Here is a 16,720-nt window from a genome sequence, read left to right as displayed (position 1 = left end):
CCGAGCCGACCGCTCCGGGAGCGGCGCCGGCCCCCGACCCCGGCATCGGCGGCGCCCCGAAACCGGGGAGCTGGAGCGCGGCGACCGGGATGACGACCGCCCTCTCCTCGGGAGCACCGCTGGGCACGGCGGCCGACTGGATGCGCTCGCTGGCCCTCGCCGTCGCGTCGCTGGCGCTGGTGGTCGTCCCGGCCCGGCTGGCCGTCGCCGGCCGCGGACCGCGCCACGAGCGCGCCTTCCAGCTGACCGGACGCAACCGGGCCCGGGTGGAGTACGACGACAAGCCCGACCGCGCGCCCGCCTCGACCCGCACGATGGTGATCGGGATGATCGGCTGCGCCGCCGGACTCGCCCTGCTCTCGGGCCGCGTGGACAGCGAGCCCGCCTACCTCCGCCTGCTGATCGCCGTGATCCTCGCCACCGCCGTGGTGAACGCCGTGGCGGCCGGCGTGCCCGCCCTCGTCGGCCGTCGGCTGGGCCTGCCCGGCATCGGAGTCGTCGCATCCCCGCGCGCACTGCTGCTCGTCGCCGGCGCGGCGCTGCTCTCCCGCTTCGCGGGCCTGGATCCCGCGTTCCTGTTCGGCGTCGTGATCGGCCTGGTGCTGCCGGAGGGAGCGACCGCGGTCGACCGCGCCAAGCTCGCCGTGGTGCGGGTGGTCTCGCTCCTGGGCCTCGCGGGCCTCTCCTGGGGGCTGTCGGCCGTCGTCCCGGCGGGGGGCTCCTTCGCCGGCGCCCTCGCCGCCGAGGTCCTCAGCGCGACGACGCTCCTCGCGGTCGGCTCGAGCGTCGTGCTGCTCTTCCCCGTGGGACGCCCGGCGGGGCAGAGCATCCTGCGCTGGTCGCCCGCCCTGTGGCTCGGGCTGACGCTGCTCGCGACGACGGTGCTGTTCCTCCTGCTCACCCCGACCATCGCGGCCTGGGCGACCGAGGGCGGCGCCGGACCGGTGGTCTTCGCCGTCGTCGCGTTCACCGTGGTCTGCACGTCGATCTGGGCGTGGCGGCGCTTCGTCGAGCCGGAGCAGTAGCCCGGGGGCGGCTCCGCGGGCGGGGCGTCAGCCGATCGACGCGGGCTCGCGCACGTCGTCGTCCGGCAGGACGTCCACGACCGCGCCGACGGTGAACTCCCCCAGCGTCGCCACGCCGTCGTAGACGCTGAGGAACGCCGTGTCGGCGGCGTCGCGCCCCGTCGCGATCCGCACGAGGCTCCCCCGCGGGGCGAGCGTGGTCGCGTCGACGACGCGCCACTGCCCGTCCACCCAGGCCTCCGCGACGGCGTGGAAGTCCATCGGCTGCAGGCCGGGCGCGTACACGGCGACCAGCCGAGCGGGCACGTCCAGGGCCCGGAGCAGCGCCACGACGAGGTGCGCGAAGTCGCGGCAGACCCCCTGCCGCGCGAGCAGCGTCCGCTCGGCTCCGTCCGTGGGCAGGCTGGAGCCCGGGACGTAGGCGAGCCGCGTGCCCACCCAGGAGCTCACCGCGGCGAGCAGGTCCGAGCCGGCGAGCCCGGCGAACTCCGCCCGGGCGGTCGCCCACAGGATGTCCGACTCGGCGTAGCGGCTCGGCCGCAGGTAGCGCAGGCGGTCGACCTCCTCGCCCTCGAGCGGGGCGAGGCGGCCCTCGATCCGGGCGGAGTAGTCGATCACGAGCTCGCCCACTCCGGGCTCGAGGACGTGCAGCCTCGTGCCGTGCTGGTCGAGCACCTCGCGGGGACGGAGGGCCTCGCCGTCCAGGGTCACCGCGAGCGACTCCTGGGCCGCGTAGTCCGCGGCGACCGCGAGGGAGAGGACGAGGAACGCGGGACGCGTCACGTCGAGGGTGAGGTGGGCGGAGACGTCGCGCTTCATGGTCGCTCTTCCTGACGGGTGCGGTGGAGGTGCAGGACAGCGGCGCGCGGGTCCCTTACGGGCCCTGCTCGCCCTTCGGGGGCGGCGTGGGCGCGGCGTCCGGCTCCTGCACGAGCTGCAGCCCGCCGGAGGAGTTCGCCGACGCCGTGAGCAGGTCGATCCAGGTGCGGTTGATCGAGGGCACGCGGCCTCCGAAGTACTTGAAGTACAGGGGCACCGAGGGGTCGAGCCAGATGCTCGAGCGGCCGTCCCCCACCGCCGGGTCGTCGCGCCAGGAGAAGAAGAAGCTCTCGCGACGGCGCAGCTTGTTGGCGATGACGATCTGGACGTGCGTGAGCGTGCGGTCGTCGAATTCGATCTCGACGCCCGAGGCGCCGTAGAGCAGCTTCCCCATGGAGGTCTCCTGCCGCCCGTCTCCGGGCGGTGCGGTACGGTGCCCTGCGGCACGAGAAGAGGACGGGGCCGTACGACCTCGCCCTCCGATGATACGGACGGTCCCGGCTCCCGGGGGACGGCGCACGCGCGATCCCGGCAGGGGAACCGCCTGGCCACGACTCTATTCGAGCCGCCGGCGCCGGGCCGGGACTTGACGGGGTCGGCGGCGGCCGGTAGCCGGGCGGTGCCGCTGCTGCGGATCACGGGACCCGCCGGGCGGCACGGCCCGGATGTCGGTGCTCGGACGTACGGTACCCGCATGATCGAATGCACCAGCTGTGGAACCGATGCCGTCGTCCTCGACCGCTCCGGAGCGGACGAGGCCTTCCCGGAGGACCTGGTGGTCCTCTGCGCCGAGTGCACCCCCGGCGAGATCACCGAGGCACTCGCCGCGACGCTCCTGGCCGAGTCGCCCGGGCTGCGGAGCGAGCACGCTCGAGCGGCCTGACCACTCGCCCGGAAGCTCTCGATCTGCTCGATCGCTGCAGAGCGCCCCGGCTCGATCGTGGACGGAGAGCGCCGCTGAGCCGTTCCCCTGCGCCGAGCGGCCGAGTGGCGCAACATGCATCCGGACCAGGATCCATCGGGCACGCGGCGATCTTTCGCAAGGTGCCCCCACTGGGACTCGAACCCAGACTGAGACGATTTTAAGTCGTCTGCCTCTGCCGATTGGGCTATGGGGGCGGCTTCCGCGGGGCGCGATCTCTCACGCCCCGCGGGAGCGGGGTCAGGCCTTGGCGGGCTCGCCGCCGACCGTCACGGGCGCACCGGCGGGGCCGGGAGTGCCCGCCGCAGGAGCGGCGGGAGCAGCGGCCGGAGCGGCCTTGGGGCGCGACGCGTAGGTCTCGAAGGAGCCGCGCGGGTACTCGCGGGCCTCGATCGAGGCGATGTCGCGGCCGAGCCAGAGGTTGTTCCACCAGCCCCAGACCACGCGGAACTTGCGCTCCCACGAGGGCATCGCCAGGCCGTGGTAGCCGCGGTGCATCACCCAGGCCGGGAAGCCCTTGATCGCGATCTTGCCGGACTGGAAGACGCCGACGCCGATGCCGAGACCGGCGACCGCTCCGACGTTCTTGTGGAAGTAGTCCTTCGGCTTCTCGCCGCGCAGGACCGCCACGATGTTCTTGGCCATGAGCTTGCCCTGGCGCACCGCGTGCTGCGCGTTCGGGACGCAGTAGCCGCCGACACCGCCGCCGGTGAGGTCGGGCACGGCGGTCGCGTCGCCCGCGCCCCAGGCGCCCTCGACGAGGACGTCGTCGTGGCCGACGCGGAGGTCGGGGCGCACGCGCAGACGTCCGCGCTCCTCGATCGGGAGGTCGGAGTTCTTGATCGACGGGTTCGCCATGACGCCGGCGGTCCAGATGATCAGGTCGGACTCGAAGGTCTGACCGGTCGAGAGCTCGATGACGCCGTCCTGGGCCGACTTGAGCTGCGTGTCGAGGTGGACCGTCGCTCCGCGCTGGTCGAGGTTCTTCAGCACCCAGTGGCTGGTCTCGAGGGCGACCTCGGGCATGATGCGCCCCATGGCCTCGACGAGGTGGAACTGCGTCTCCTCGAAGTCGATCTCGGGGTAGCGCTTGAGCAGCGCGCTCGCGAAGGAGCGGAGCTCGGCGAAGACCTCGATGCCGGCGAAGCCGCCGCCGACGACCGTGACGGTCAGCAGGCGCGAGCGCTCGGGGCCGGCGGGCAGCGTGGCGGCCTTGTCGAAGTTGGTGAGGATGCGGTCGCGGATCGCGGTCGCCTCCTCGATCGTCTTGAGGCCGATCGCGTTGTCGGCGACGCCCGGGATCGGGAAGGTGCGCGAGACGGATCCGGCGGTGATGACGATCTGGTCGTACTCGAAGTCGTAGGGCTCGCCCACGGTCGGCGTGATCGTCGCCGTCTTCGCGGCGTGGTCGATCTTCGTGACCTTGGCGGCGAGGATCGCGGTCTTCTTCAGGTGGCGGCGGAGCGACACGATGGCGTGACGCGGCTCGATCGAGCCGGCGGCCACCTCCGGGAGGAAGGGCAGGTAGGCCATGTAGGGCAGCGGATCGACGATCGTCACCTCGGCCTCGCCGGCGCGCAGGTACTTCTCGAGCTTCCACGCGGTGTAGAAACCGGCGTAGCCGCCACCGACGATGAGGATTTTGGGCACGGTGAACTCTCCAGAGGGATGGACTGTGCGAACACCCTACTACTCGCGAAGTGCCCGCTCTCGACGGCGGGTGGCAGCACTGACCCCGACGAATCGGAAGTCTAGCGAAGTGCGGGCCGACCGGGGCGTTCCCGGGCGGCGGGATCGAGTGCTCAGGCCCCGTCGGGCTCGAACGGGCGGCAGACGCAGCGCTCGGGCGACCAGTCGGCCCGCGCGAGAGCGAGATCGCCGATCGGGTTCACCCCGGGGCCGGCCGCGAGCGAGTGCGCCGCCAGCGCGTGCAGGCACTTGACCCGCGCGGGCATGCCCCCGGAGGAGATGCCCGCGATCTCGGGCACGGAGCCGACGCTCTCGCGATCGGCCAGGAACGCCCGGTGCGCGGCGGCGTACGCCTCGCGCACCTCCTCGTCCTCGGCGAGGAGCTCGTTGTACTCGGCCATCACCTGGGTCGCCTCGAGCTGCGAGATCGCGGCCGTCGCGGCGGGGTGGGTGAGGTAGTAGAAGGTCGGGAACGGCGTTCCGTCGGCGAGCCGCGGACTCGTCGAGACGACCGTCGGGTTCCCGCACACGCAGCGCGCGCTGATGCCCACCACGTCTCGGGCGGGCCGCCCCAGCTGGGCGGAGACGACGGCGACGTCGCGCTCGGTGGGCGGATCGAAGGGGGGCGTGGTCACGGGGGCTCCAGGGGACGTCGGACCGGACGGAACGGTGCAGTCTACGCCGAGCGGATCAGGGTGCGGTGGTGGGGCGGGAGCCGGGGCGGGCTCCTCGGCCGGCGCGAGCTCATCGACGGTCGGCTCGCCCAGACCGGCGACCGCGATCGAGGACAGCAGCGCGCCCGCCCAGTCGGTGGGGGTCTGCTGCACGGAGTCGCTCGCGGGCTGCTCCGCCTGCTGCGCGACGGCGATGTCGTCGAGCACCAGGTAGCTGACCTCGCCCGGCATGACGAAGTAGAGGCGCTCGCGGGCCTGGGCGCGGATGAAGGCCGGGTCCGCCCAGCGCGTGCGCTCCTCGTCGAGGTTCTGCGACTGCGTCTTCGCCTCGTCGACGGTGCGCTGGAGCTCGGCGATCTCGGCGCGCTGCTCGACGAAGGTCTTGATGCTCGGAGCGAGCACGACGACCGCCAGGATCAGGATGCCCATGATCAGGAGGGTGAAACCGGAGCCCCGGACCCCGGCGACCCAGGCCGACGACGGCGGGGCCGGAGGCTGCTTCGGCCGGGCTGGGCGCGAGCCGCCGGCGCGGGGACCGCTCGGACGGGAGGATCCGGGCCGGCTCGAGGAGCCGCTCCGCTTCGCCCCGGCGGTGGACCCCCGGGCCGGTCCGGCGGAGGTGGACGATCCGGGCTTCCTCCCGCCGGGCTTCGCCGGGGCCGGCGGCGTCTCCGGCTCGGGGCGCCGGGGCGCGGAGCCGGGCGCGGAGGGTCGTCGGGGCGGGCGTGCCATGGCGGTGCCTCCTCGGTCGCGGTGAGCGGGTCGGACGGGGAACGGGAGCGGCCCCGGTGCCCGCACCGAGGTGCGGGACGACCGGGGCCGTCGGCCGAGGCTACGCCGAGAAGCGCGGGAAGGCGGAGCGACCCGCGTAGGTCGCCGCACCTCCCAGGATCTCCTCGATGCGCAGCAGCTGGTTGTACTTGGCGACGCGGTCCGAGCGGGCCGGGGCGCCGGTCTTGATCTGGCCGCCGTCCACCGCGACCGCGAGGTCGGCGATGGTGGTGTCCTCGGTCTCGCCGGAGCGGTGCGAGAGGATCGCGGTCATGCCGCTGCGCTGGGCGAGGGCCACGGCGTCGAGCGTCTCGGTGAGCGTGCCGATCTGGTTGACCTTCACGAGGATCGAGTTGCCGGCCTTCTCGGCGATGCCGCGGGCCAGGCGCACGGGGTTCGTGACGTAGAGGTCGTCTCCGACGAGCTGCACCTTGTCGCCGATCTCGGCGGTCAGGTGGGTCCAGCCGGCCCAGTCGTCCTCGTCCAGCGGGTCCTCGATCGAGACCAGCGGGTAGTTCGCGACGAGGTCCGCGTAGTAGGCCGAGAGCTCCTCCGCGGTCAGCTTCTTGCCCTCGAACGTGTAGGCGCCGTCCTCGTAGAACTCCGAGGAGGCCACGTCGAGCGCGAGTCCGATGTCCTTGCCGGGGGTGAAGCCGGCGGCCTCGACGGCCTTGAGGATGAAGTCGAGCGCCTCGCGGTTGGTGGGCAGGTCGGGGGCGAAGCCGCCCTCGTCGCCGAGGCCCGTGGCGAAGCCGGCCTTCTTGAGCTGCGCCTTGAGGGCGTGGTAGATCTCGACGCCCCAGCGCAGGCCCTCCGAGAAGGACTCGGCGCCCAGCGGGACCGCCATGAACTCCTGGATGTCGACGCCGGTGTCGGCGTGCGCGCCTCCGTTGATGATGTTCATCAGCGGCACGGGCAGCGTGTGCGCGTTCGGGCCGCCGACGTAGCGGAAGAGGTCGAGGTCGGCCGACTGCGCGGCGGCCTTCGCCACGGCGAGGCTGACGCCGAGGATCGCGTTCGCGCCCAGGCGCGACTTGTTCTCGGTGCCGTCGAGCTCGATCAGCTCGGCGTCGACGAGGCGCTGGTCGGTGGCGTCGAAGCCCTCGATGGCCGGGCCGATCTCGTCGATGACGGCGTCGACGGCCTTCTGCACGCCCTTGCCGAGGTAGCGCTCGGAGTCGCCGTCGCGCAGCTCGTAGGCCTCGAAGGCACCGGTGGACGCGCCCGACGGCACGGCCGCACGCGAGGACGCGCCGTCCTCGAGCAGGACCTCGACCTCGACCGTGGGGTTGCCACGGGAGTCCAGAATTTCTCGGGCGACGACTGCCTCGATAAGGGCCACAACTATCTCCTCTTGACGGGTGCGCTCCCGGAGGGTGGGAGCGGTCGGGAAGGAGTCTACTGACCGCCTTCGAACGGGAGGGGAACGCCGGGCGTGCGTAGACTTCCAGGGCCCTGAACCCGAGCCGGCGGCGACGCGCCCACGACGGCGCGCCGCGCCGCCCGAGCCTCCCGGAGGATCCCGTGACCAGCACCGCCGCCGCCCTCGTCGAGCGCCTCACGGAGGTCGTCCCGGACTTCCCCGAGCCCGGCATCCTGTTCCGCGACCTCACTCCCGTCTTCGGCGACGGCGAGGCGCTGCGCGAGGTGGCCGACGCGCTGCTCGAGCCCTACCGCGGGCGGATCGACGCGATCGCCGGAGTGGAGGCGCGCGGCTTCCTGCTCGCGGCGGCGGCCGCCTACTCGGCGGGTCTCGGCGTCGTCACGATCCGCAAGCCCGGCAAGCTCCCCCGCGCGGTGCTGCGCGAGGACGCGACGCTCGAGTACGGCACGACGACGCTCGAGGTCCACGAGGACGCGGTGCCGAAGGGCGCCCGCCTCCTGCTCGTCGACGACGTGCTCGCGACCGGCGGCACCCTCGAGGCGAGCCGCCGCCTGATCGAGCGGGCCGGCTGGAGCCTCGAGGGCATCGCCGTGGTGATGGAGCTCGACGGCCTCGGCGGCCGCGAGCTGCTCGCGGGCAGCCGGGTGGACGCGCTCGTCACCGTCTGACGCCGTGCGCCCGCGTCAGTTCAGCGAGAGCGACATCCGCGAGAGCACGAAGGTCTCGACGACCTGCACGACCGTGTAGAGCACCAGCGAGACGCCGGTGACGAGCACGACGGCCGACCAGACGTCGTCGAAGCGGGCCTGGGCCGACCACGCCGAGATCGAGCCCCCGATGCCGTTGCCGGTGGAGAGCCACTCGGCGAGCAGCGCACCCGTGATGGCGCCGGGCACCGAGACGCGGATCGCGGCGAAGAGCGACGGGAGGGCGCCGGGGATCGCGACCTTGCGGATCGCGGTGAGGGTGGACCCTCCGTAGACCGAGACCACGTCGAGCATCTGCGGGGACGCGTTGTTCAGGCCGAAGGCGATCGTGACCAGTGCGGGGAACAGCACCACGATGCCGCCGACGACGGCGACGGAGGCGATCGTGCCCTGCCCGAAGACGAGGATGATCAGCGGCGCCATCGCGATGAGCGGCACGGAGCGCAGCAGGAGCGCGAACGGCATGAGGCGTGCTCGACGCCCTTGGACAGTCGGAAGAGGATCGCGACGAGGATCGCCACCACGAGTCCCGCGGCGAAGCCGATGAAGGAGTCCCAGAGGGTGACCGCGAAGAGCGCGCCCAGCTCGGCTCGGTGCTCGGCCGCGCTCTCGCCGGTGACGAGGTGGTCCCAGACGTCCCACGGGCCCTTGATGACGTACGGCGAGACGCCGCTGAAGAGGATGACTCCGATCCAGATCGCGAGGACGATCACGATCGTCGACAGCGCGATCAGGGCGCTCTTGCGCAGGCTCTTGAGGGTCGCTCCGAGTGCTGCGGAGCGCAGCTGGCGGCGGAGCTCGTCGACCGCGAGGATCGACGTCTCGGTGGACTGCTCGGTCCGGCCACGGGTGAGGGTCATGATCACGCCTGCTTTCCGGAGGACCAGGGCGCGACGAGGCGGCCGATCAGTCCGACGATGCCGTAGCCCAGGAGCGCGACGCCCGCGCAGAGCAGGAAGAGCGCCCAGACGCGCGGCGAGTTGAGCGAGACCTGCGCGGCGACCAGGATCGGCCCGACGCCCGTCTCGATCTTGCCGAAGTACTCCCCCAGGATCGCGCCGAGGAAGGCCGCGGGGACCGCGATCTGCAGCGCCGACAGGATGTTGGGCAGCGCCGCGATGATGCGCACCTTGCGCAGCTGCGTGAACTTCGTGCCTCCATAGACCGTGACCACGTCGAGCGACGCCTTGTCGGCGGCCTTCAGCCCCAGGAGGCTGCCGACCACGGTGGTGAAGAAGACGGAGAGGCCGGCGAGGAACACGGCGGTCGCGCTGGGCAGGCCGGGAGCCTCGGCGCCGCCCATGATCAGGAGGACGAGGGTGCCGATGGCGACGATCGGCACGCAGTAGGTGACGACCGCGAGCTGCGAGACGATCCCCTCCAACCACGGCACGACGAGCACGAGCGCCGAGAGCACCAGGGCGATCACGTTGCCCCAGAAGTAGCCGACCGCGGCCTCGCCGATCGTGACGGAGAAGTTGCGCCAGTAGAACCCGACGCCGTCGTCGATCGCGACCTGCACGACCTGCACGGGGGTGGGCACCACGGCGTACGTCGAGGAGCCGGTGGGGGCGCTGACGAGGGCGATCGCCCACCAGACGGCCACGATGCCGACGACCCCGAGGAGTCCGGACGCCCAGGGCGGGAGGGAGAAGGAGCGGCGCTCGAGCGCCGGGGAGGGGGAAGCGGTGGCCACGGTGCGCGTCCTAGTGCTCGTCGGCGGCCGCGCCGCCGTTGCCGAACAGCAGCTCGGAGGCCTGGTCGACGTACGCGTGGAACTCGGGGGTGCGCTGCATCTCGGGCGTGCGCGGGCGGGGCAGATCGATGTCGATGATCTCCTTGACCCGGCCCGGGCGAGGGCTCATCACGGCGACGCGGTCCGAGAGGAAGATCGCCTCCGAGATGCCGTGCGTGACGAGCAGCGTGGTGGCGGGCTTCTCGGTCCAGATGCGCAGCAGCTCGAGGTTGAGCTTCTGCCGCGTCATGTCGTCGAGCGCGCCGAACGGCTCGTCGAGCAGGAGCACCTCGGGCTTGAGGATGAGGCACCGCGCGATCGAGACGCGCTGGCGCATGCCGCCCGAGAGCTGCGCGGGCTTGGCCTTCTCGAAGCCGCGGAGGCCCACGAGGTCGATGAGCTCGTCGATGTAGGACTGGTCGACCTTCTTGCCCGCGATCTCGAACGGGAGGCGGATGTTCGACATCACGCTGCGCCACGGCAGGAGCGCGTGGTCCTGGAAGGCGATGCCGAGCTTGTTGTCGCGGCGCAGCTCCTTCGGGGTGCGGCCGTCGACCCGGATGGAGCCGGACGTGGGCTCCTCCAGCCCCGCGAGGATGCGGAGGATCGTCGACTTGCCGCAGCCCGAGGGGCCCAGCAGTGCCAGGAAGCTGCCCTGATCGGTGTGCAGATCGGTGTCCTGCAGCGCCGTGACGCTGCGGGCGCCCATCCGGAACGTCTTCGACAGGCCGTGGATCTGGATGCCGGTGCCGCCGGCGTCCTGCTCGCGCAGGACGCCGGCGTCGGTCGTGTCGGTCACGGGTGGTGCCCTTCGTGGAGGTGGATCGGTGCCCGGATCAGGCGGTGTAGTCGACGAGCTCGGGGTTCTCCTCGTAGACCTCGGCGAGGAGGGTCATGTCGAAGAGGTCGTCGGCCGAGATGTCGATGCCGCGCCGGCGAGGGACGCGATGGTCTCGCTCTGCAGGTCGTCCGAGATCGTGAAGAGGCCGTTGGCGGCGGTGTCGTCCGAGACGACGAGCTGCTCGGCCTGGATGACGGCGCCCTCCTTGGAGGAGGCCTCGTCGAGGCCGAGGTCCTTGCCGTAGTCCTCGACGGCGAGCATCGCGCCCGCCTCCGGGTCCTTGACCGCGTCGGACCAGCCCTTGATCTCGGCGAGGAGGAACGCCTTCAGGGCGTCGCGCTTCTCGGCGATCGACTGGTCGGTGACCGTGAAGGTCTCGGCGACGAACGGGAGCCCGTTGTCGGCGAAGGGCAGGTTGACGACCTCGTAGCCCTCGTTCGCGACGGTGATCGACTCGTTGGTCAGGTAGGCGATGAAGCCGTCGACCGTGCCGTTGATGAGGACGGAGGGGTCGTACTCGACCGGGACGACGGTGAGGTCGGACTCCGAGAGCCCGTTGGCGGCGAGGAGCGCCTGGAACAGCGAGGTGTTCGACGCCTGGACGCCGATCTTCTTGCCGGCCATGTCGGCGGGGGTCGTGATGTTCCCCGCGGTCGCGATGGAGAGGACCGTGAAGGGGTTCTTCTGGTAGGTCGCGCCGATGATCTTCAGCGGGGCCTCCTGCTGGGCGATCACGGTGCCGACCGAGACGGCGTCGCTCAGCGCGACGTCGGCGGAGCCGGAGAGCAGCTCGGCGGTGCCGGTCGAGGGGCCCGCGGTGAGGGTCACTCCCGAGAGGCCGGCGTCCGTGTAGTAGCCCTTCGAGTCGGCGAGGAACTCGCCCGAGAACTCCTCGTTCTTGATCCAGGAGAGCTGGACCTTCAGGGTGCCGAGGTCGCCGCCCTCGCCGGACCCGCCGGTGGAGGCCGAGGAGTCGGAGGCGCAAGAGGCGAGGACGGACGCGCCGCCGATCGCGAGGCCGGCCACCCCCGCCATGCGGAGGAGGCTGCGGCGGTCGAAGGCCGGGGTGCGGAAGGGCGACAGGGTCAAGGGGGACTCCTCGGGTCGAGATCGTCGGGCTGCAGGGCGCGGCCGCGGTGATGCTGCTGCTGTGGTGCGCGGGTGGCGGCGTGGTGCCCGTCCAGGCGCGCCAAGTCGCGCCGATCGGGTGCCTCGACGCTATCCTCGGGAGATTTCTCGGGTGTGTCCGCAGATTTCGCGGGTATTAAGGCTCTCACGGATCCGCCAAGGATCGCGCCACCGGATCCGCCGGCCCCGGCGGATCGGGTGAGTCCCGTCCCAGGGCCCCGCGGGCTCAGCCCAGGGGCTTGAACGAGAGGGAGTCGAGGCCGGCCGCGTCGCGGGGCACGAGGGCGAAGCGGGTGAAGCCCGCGGCCGTCGCCCGGTCGAGCAGCGGGGCGAGGTTCTTGCTGCGCCGCTCCAGCCGGACGCGGGAGCCCTGTGCGATCAGCGCCTGCTTCAGCGCGAGAAGCGACTCCGGTGCGGCGTCGCGCTCGTGGACGAGCACCACGGCGTCCGGGCGCTCGTCCGCAGGCACGTCGATCAGCTCGACGATGCGCTCGAAGCCGATCGAGAAGCCGCAGGCGGGGACGTCCTGGCCGAGGAACCGGCCGATCATGCCGTCGTAGCGGCCTCCTCCGCCGACCGAGGAGCCGGAGGAGGGGTGCGCGATCTCGAAGATCGTGCCGGTGTAGTAGCCCATGCCCCGCACGAGAGTGGGGTCGAAGCGGAGGGAGACGCGTCCGGCAGGGAGCGCAGCGCGCGCGCCAGGGTCTCGAGGGCGAGCACCGCCTCCGGGTCCACGCCCTCGGGCAGGATCGCGAGGATCGCGGACTCCTCCATCGGCACTCCCCCGGCGGCGACGGCCTCCTCGATGCGCGCGAGGTACCCGCCGAGCACGGCCGCGGCGTCGGGACCGTCGGCCTCCAGCTCGGCGACGACGCCCGCGGCGCCGATCTTGTCGAGCTTGTCGATCGAGATCAGGGCCTGCGCGAAGCGCTCGGGAGCGAATCCGCAGTGCTCGAGGATGCCCAGGAGGAGCCGGCGGTCGTTGATGCGGATGGTGCAGTCGCGCAGGCCCAGGGTGTCGAGCGCCGACGCGGTCGCCGTGATCAGCTCGACCTCGGCCAGCTGCCCGGGCTCCCCGATGATGTCGATGTCGCACTGCACGAACTGGCGGTAGCGGCCCTTCTGCGGGCGCTCGGCGCGCCAGACCGGGGCGATCTGCACCGAGCGGAAGACGGTCGGCAGCTCGGCCCGGTGCGTCGCGTAGAAGCGGGCGAGCGGAACGGTGAGGTCGAAGCGCAGCCCCAGGTCGGCGAGCGCCGACGGGTCGTCGGAGTCGGCCGCCGCGGCCAGGTCGTCGTGCGACAGCCCGCGGCGCAGCACGCTGAAGGCCAGCTTCTCGTTGTCGCCGCCGAGCCCCGAGTGCAGGCGCTCGAAGTCCTCGACGACGGGAGTCTCGATCTCGTCGAAGCCGTGCGACGCGTAGACCCGGCGGATGACGGCGAGCGCGTGCTCGCGCTTCGCCTTGTCGGCCGGGAGGAAGTCGCGCATGCCGCGGGGCGGGGTGATCGAGGAGGCCATGGCGACGATTCTCCCAGACCGCCGGACGCGCGCCCGGCGCCGCGGAGCCGTGCGACACGGGCGTCGGCTAGGCTCGCCGCGCCCGGACGGTCGAGGGGACCTCCGGGCGGCGACGGACGGGGACCGGATGCACGCGGACCAGCACGACTTCGACCAGGACGGGTCCGCCCAGGACGGGTTCGGCCGCTACGACGACGGGCCCGGCTCCCGGGCCCACGGCTTCCGCGCCGGTCGCGGGATCGGCGGCATCGTCGCCGAGGGCGTCTCGCGCTCCTTCGGGTCCGTGCACGCCGTGCGGAACGCGACCTTCGAAGCGCGCCCCGGCGAGGTGACCGCGCTGGTCGGCCCCAACGGAGCGGGCAAGACCACGCTCATGCTCCTGCTCGCCACGCTCCTGCGGCCGGACGCGGGGCGCCTGCTCGTGGCCGGCCACGATCCGGTCGCCGAACCGGCCGCCGTGCGGGCGTCGCTGGGCTGGATGCCCGATGTGCTCGGCTCCTGGGCGGCCCTGTCCTCGCGGGCGACGCTGCGCACCACCGGCACGCTCTACGGGCTGCCGCGCGCCGACGCCGAGGCGCGCGCGGACGAGCTGCTCGGCCTCGTCGATCTGGTCGAGCTCGCCGACCGGCCCACCCGCGTGCTCTCCCGCGGGCAGAAGCAGCGCCTGAGCCTCGCTCGGGCGCTCGTGCACGACCCCGCCGTCCTCGTGCTCGACGAGCCCGCCTCCGGCCTGGATCCCGGCGCGCGGATCGCCCTGCGCGACCTCGTCCTGCGACTCGCCGACGAGGGGCGGACGGTGCTCGTCTCGAGCCACGTGCTCGCGGAGCTCGACGAGATGGCCGATGCGGCCGTGTTCCTCGACGCCGGAACCACGGCGTCGCAGGAGGCGGTCTCGCACGCAGCCGGATCGCTCCGCACCTGGCGCATCGAGGCGGTGTCGGTCGGCGGGCGCGAACTCGCCGGCCTCGTCGCGCGGGTGACGGGCGCCACCGCCCGGGAGGATCGCGACGCGGTGCTCGTGCCCGTCGCCGACGACGCGGCCGCGGCTGCCCTCCTCGCGGCGCTCGTCGCCGCGGGGGTCGCGGTCAGCCGCTTCGCCCCCGCCGTCGGGGAGCTCGAGCACACGTTCGCCGACCTGCGGCGAGCGAGCACGGCGACCACCGAGGAGTCCGCACGATGACCGCGACGACCGCCCCCGAGCCCGTCCGCGCGCTGCCGTTCCTGCGGGGCGTGGGCCTCGTCGTCCGACTCGAGCTCGCCCAGCGCGTCCGCGGCGTCTCGTCCTTCGTGCTCCTCGGACTGTTCTTCCTGCTGGTCGGAGCCGTCACCGTCCTCCTCGTCGTGGCCAGCGGGGTGCTGAGCGGCAGCGGGGCGCTCGTGGGCGGCTGGATCTACTCCGTGCTGGTCTACTTCGTCCTCCTCCTGGGCAGTCTGGTCACGCCCGCGCTGTCGGGCGCCGCGATCAACGGCGAGCGCGACGCGGGGACGCTGGCGACGATGCAGGTGACGCTCCTGACCACCACGCAGCTCGTGCTCGGCAAGCTCGCGTCGGCCTGGCTGGTCGCTCTCGCGTTCCTCGCGAGCGCGATGCCGTTCCTCCTGGTGGCGCTGCTCTCGGGCGGCGTCTCGGCGGTCTCGGCGCTCGTCTCGGTGCTCGTGCTGGCCGTGCAGCTCGGGGTGGTCGCTGCGATCGGAGTGGGGCTCAGCGGGATCCTCGACCGGCCGCTGATGTCGGTGGTCACCACCTACCTCGTGGTGGCGGCGCTGAGCGTCGGATCGCTGATCGCGTTCGGCCTCCTGACGGCGGTGACGACCTCCGAGACCCGCACCGTCTTCGTCGACGGCGAGGGGAACCCCGATCCCGAGTGCGGCTCGGAGTACACGAGCACCGTGCCGCGGTACGACTACTACTGGGGCCTGCTCGCGCTCAACCCGTTCGTGGTCCTCGCCGACGCCGTGCCTCCGCAGCTGGATCGGAACGGGCAGCCGGGAGACCTCTTCGGCGGCATCGCGCTCGCGGTCCGCGAGTCGCAGATCCCACCGGTGCTCGAGAGCGTGGTCGACTGCTCGGGTGCCACGGCGCCCGGCTACCGTGGACCCGCCGAGACCTTCGCTCGAACGGTGCCGTCGTGGTTCGTCGGCCTCGCGCTGCAGCTGGTGCTCGCGGTCGGACTGGTGCTCGGAGCGATCCGGCGGACGGCCACGCCGGCGTCGCGCCTGCCGAAGGGGCGCCGCGTCGCCTGACCGCGGCTAGTCCGCGGCGCGCTCGCGCTCGACGGCCCGGATCTCGTCCTGGAGGTCGCGGGTCGCGGTGCGGAGCGCGCGCTCGGCGTCCAGGCCCTGCGCCCGCGCGGAGGCGACGATCGCGAGCAGCAGGGGGCCTAAGTCGTCCTCGGACTCGATCGGCAGCGGCCCCTCCCCCGCGTCGACGATGCCGAGGGTCGTCGCCTTGCCGATCACCTTGTCGGCGAGGGCCAGCGCCGGCATGCCCTGCGGGATGCCGTCGAGGACGCTGGTGCGGTGCGGCTTCTCGGTCCTCTTCAGCTCGTCCCAGACCGCGATGACGTCGTCGGCGGTCTCGGCGGTCGCGTCGCCGAAGACGTGCGGGTGGCGGCCGATCATCTTGGCGTTCATGTGCGCCGCGACGTCCTCGATCGTGAAGGGCTCGGCTCCGTCGGCGGCGAGATCGGCGTGGAAGAGCACCTGGTAGAGCACGTCGCCCAGCTCCTCGATGAGGTCGTCCCGGTCGCCCGCCTCGATGGCGTCGACCAGCTCGTGCGACTCCTCGATCAGGTAGCGCACGAGCGACTCGTGGGTCTGCTCGGCGTCCCACGGGCAGCCGCCCGGAGCGCGGAGGACGTGGACGGTGCGGATGAGCTCGTCGAGCCGGGGATGCGCGGTCACCCGGCCATCCTCGCATCCGCGGCCGACGGCGCTCCTCAGGCTCGGGCGAGGCGGCGCCGCGCGGTGAGCAGGCAGGCGAGCACCACGAGCGGCGCGGCGGCGACGAGACCCGGGGCGGCCGCGACTCCGACGGCCGACGCGCCCGTCACGAGCACGCCGGCCAGGTTCCACAGCAGCACGACGGCCCCCGCGCCGTCGCCGATCGGCAGCGGGACGGGGCCCAGGAGCGTCGGCGGCAGCGGGCCTCGGGTGGCGTCCATCGCGCGGGCCGCGACGGCGACGACCGCGACGGCCGCGGCGGGCACCCCTGTGCCGGAGGCGAGGACGGCCGCGAGGACGATCCCGCCGAGACGAGGACGAGCGGCAGCATCCCGTGCAGCAGGAGCAGGTCGAGAGGGGCGGGAGCGAGGAGCGCGGGCTGCCCCGCGGTCGCGGCCGCGTGCCGGAAGCCGTCGCTCCAGACCCCTGCTCCGCAGTAGGCGAGGACGCCGGCGAGCACCGCGGGCAGGGCGAGCAGCGACGGGGGCGCCACGGCGGCCGCGGCGAGCGCGACTCCGCAGCGGCCACCGCGGCCGCTCCCGTGAGGGAGCGACCCGGCGTGCG

Annotated in this window: 17 protein-coding genes, 1 tRNA gene and 3 pseudogenes; 6 read left to right on the top strand and 15 right to left on the bottom strand. The window is 72.8% G+C overall.

What is annotated here, in order from left to right; all coding sequences use genetic code 11:
* Window positions 1-1,025 (top strand): annotated as a pseudogene (locus B0T42_RS17165) (hypothetical protein); the annotation flags it as partial.
* 27 nt (window positions 1,026-1,052) lie between these two features.
* Here the strand turns inward: B0T42_RS17165 and B0T42_RS17160 are convergent.
* On the bottom strand, window positions 1,053-1,844 hold the full coding sequence (locus B0T42_RS17160) for a transglutaminase-like domain-containing protein (protein ID WP_077224240.1): 792 nt from the start codon (window positions 1,842-1,844) through the stop codon (window positions 1,053-1,055).
* A gap of 55 nt (window positions 1,845-1,899) precedes the next feature.
* Entirely contained in the window at window positions 1,900-2,238 is a 339-nt protein-coding gene (locus tag B0T42_RS17155) for a DUF7882 family protein (protein WP_055793712.1), read from the bottom strand.
* A gap of 300 nt (window positions 2,239-2,538) precedes the next feature.
* Between B0T42_RS17155 and B0T42_RS17150 the strand changes: the two genes are divergently transcribed.
* Window positions 2,539-2,727, top strand: a complete 189-nt coding sequence (locus tag B0T42_RS17150; protein WP_077224239.1) for a hypothetical protein — start codon at window positions 2,539-2,541, stop codon at window positions 2,725-2,727.
* Between the two features lie 162 nt (window positions 2,728-2,889).
* Here B0T42_RS17150 and B0T42_RS17145 read toward each other — a convergent pair.
* The 5 genes and pseudogenes from B0T42_RS17145 to eno form a co-directional block, all read right to left on the bottom strand.
* A tRNA-Leu gene (locus B0T42_RS17145) sits at window positions 2,890-2,963 on the bottom strand.
* Window positions 2,964-3,006: 43 nt separating this feature from the next.
* The gene (locus B0T42_RS17140) at window positions 3,007-4,416 is read right to left on the bottom strand and encodes an NAD(P)/FAD-dependent oxidoreductase (RefSeq protein ID WP_077224238.1); all 1,410 of its coding nucleotides are present in this window, start codon (window positions 4,414-4,416) and stop codon (window positions 3,007-3,009) included.
* A 152-nt stretch (window positions 4,417-4,568) separates the two neighbouring features.
* Window positions 4,569-5,090, bottom strand: a complete 522-nt coding sequence (locus B0T42_RS21635; RefSeq protein ID WP_173892347.1) for a DUF501 domain-containing protein — start codon at window positions 5,088-5,090, stop codon at window positions 4,569-4,571.
* A 249-nt stretch (window positions 5,091-5,339) separates the two neighbouring features.
* Window positions 5,340-5,558 (bottom strand): annotated as a pseudogene (locus B0T42_RS21630) (septum formation initiator family protein); the annotation flags it as partial.
* Window positions 5,559-5,961: 403 nt separating this feature from the next.
* Window positions 5,962-7,242: a phosphopyruvate hydratase gene (gene eno / locus B0T42_RS17125; RefSeq protein WP_077224235.1), complete on the bottom strand. Its 1,281-nt coding sequence runs from the start codon at window positions 7,240-7,242 to the stop codon at window positions 5,962-5,964.
* 182 nt (window positions 7,243-7,424) lie between these two features.
* Between eno and B0T42_RS17120 the strand changes: the two genes are divergently transcribed.
* Window positions 7,425-7,952, top strand: a complete 528-nt coding sequence (locus B0T42_RS17120) for an adenine phosphoribosyltransferase (RefSeq protein ID WP_094742791.1) — start codon at window positions 7,425-7,427, stop codon at window positions 7,950-7,952.
* Window positions 7,953-7,967: 15 nt separating this feature from the next.
* On the opposite strand, the gene B0T42_RS21625 is transcribed toward B0T42_RS17120, so the two are convergent.
* The 6 genes and pseudogenes from B0T42_RS21625 to hisS form a co-directional block, all read right to left on the bottom strand.
* Window positions 7,968-8,456: an ABC transporter permease gene (locus tag B0T42_RS21625; RefSeq protein ID WP_236720378.1), complete on the bottom strand. Its 489-nt coding sequence runs from the start codon at window positions 8,454-8,456 to the stop codon at window positions 7,968-7,970.
* Window positions 8,402-8,851, bottom strand: coding sequence for a hypothetical protein (locus B0T42_RS21620; protein WP_236720377.1), 450 nt, complete (start codon window positions 8,849-8,851; stop codon window positions 8,402-8,404). Before B0T42_RS21620 ends, B0T42_RS21625 begins: the two co-directional genes overlap by 55 nt.
* A 2-nt stretch (window positions 8,852-8,853) precedes the next feature.
* Window positions 8,854-9,687: an ABC transporter permease gene (locus B0T42_RS17110; protein WP_077224233.1), complete on the bottom strand. Its 834-nt coding sequence runs from the start codon at window positions 9,685-9,687 to the stop codon at window positions 8,854-8,856.
* Between the two features lie 10 nt (window positions 9,688-9,697).
* Window positions 9,698-10,435, bottom strand: a complete 738-nt coding sequence (locus B0T42_RS17105) for an ABC transporter ATP-binding protein (RefSeq protein ID WP_077224243.1) — start codon at window positions 10,433-10,435, stop codon at window positions 9,698-9,700.
* 183 nt (window positions 10,436-10,618) lie between these two features.
* Entirely contained in the window at window positions 10,619-11,656 is a 1,038-nt protein-coding gene (locus B0T42_RS17100) for an ABC transporter substrate-binding protein (protein ID WP_236720376.1), read from the bottom strand.
* A gap of 265 nt (window positions 11,657-11,921) precedes the next feature.
* Window positions 11,922-13,213, bottom strand: a pseudogene (gene hisS, locus B0T42_RS17095) (histidine--tRNA ligase).
* Window positions 13,214-13,340: 127 nt separating this feature from the next.
* Here hisS and B0T42_RS17090 point away from each other — a divergent pair.
* Both B0T42_RS17090 and B0T42_RS17085 read left to right on the top strand, forming a co-directional pair.
* A complete protein-coding gene (locus tag B0T42_RS17090) occupies window positions 13,341-14,393 on the top strand; it encodes an ABC transporter ATP-binding protein (RefSeq protein WP_077224232.1) in 1,053 nt (350 codons plus the stop codon).
* The gene (locus tag B0T42_RS17085) at window positions 14,390-15,457 is read left to right on the top strand and encodes an ABC transporter permease (RefSeq protein WP_236720375.1); all 1,068 of its coding nucleotides are present in this window, start codon (window positions 14,390-14,392) and stop codon (window positions 15,455-15,457) included. Before B0T42_RS17090 ends, B0T42_RS17085 begins: the two co-directional genes overlap by 4 nt.
* A 6-nt stretch (window positions 15,458-15,463) precedes the next feature.
* Here B0T42_RS17085 and B0T42_RS17080 read toward each other — a convergent pair whose 3' ends face one another.
* Together B0T42_RS17080 and B0T42_RS19695 are read right to left on the bottom strand one after the other, a co-directional pair.
* Window positions 15,464-16,117, bottom strand: coding sequence for a nucleoside triphosphate pyrophosphohydrolase (locus B0T42_RS17080; RefSeq protein WP_173892346.1), 654 nt, complete (start codon window positions 16,115-16,117; stop codon window positions 15,464-15,466).
* A gap of 35 nt (window positions 16,118-16,152) precedes the next feature.
* Complete coding sequence (locus B0T42_RS19695; RefSeq protein ID WP_139344559.1) at window positions 16,153-16,422, bottom strand: hypothetical protein; 270 nt, start codon at window positions 16,420-16,422, stop codon at window positions 16,153-16,155.
* Between the two features lie 68 nt (window positions 16,423-16,490).
* Here B0T42_RS19695 and B0T42_RS21615 point away from each other — a divergent pair.
* On the top strand, window positions 16,491-16,720 hold a 230-nt coding region (locus tag B0T42_RS21615), incomplete at its 3' end, for a hypothetical protein (RefSeq protein WP_236720374.1).

The sequence above is a fragment of the Rathayibacter rhapontici genome (assembly GCF_001995175.1).
Classification (GTDB): domain Bacteria; phylum Actinomycetota; class Actinomycetes; order Actinomycetales; family Microbacteriaceae; genus Rathayibacter.
This window is presented reverse-complemented; position numbering and strand designations above follow the sequence as displayed.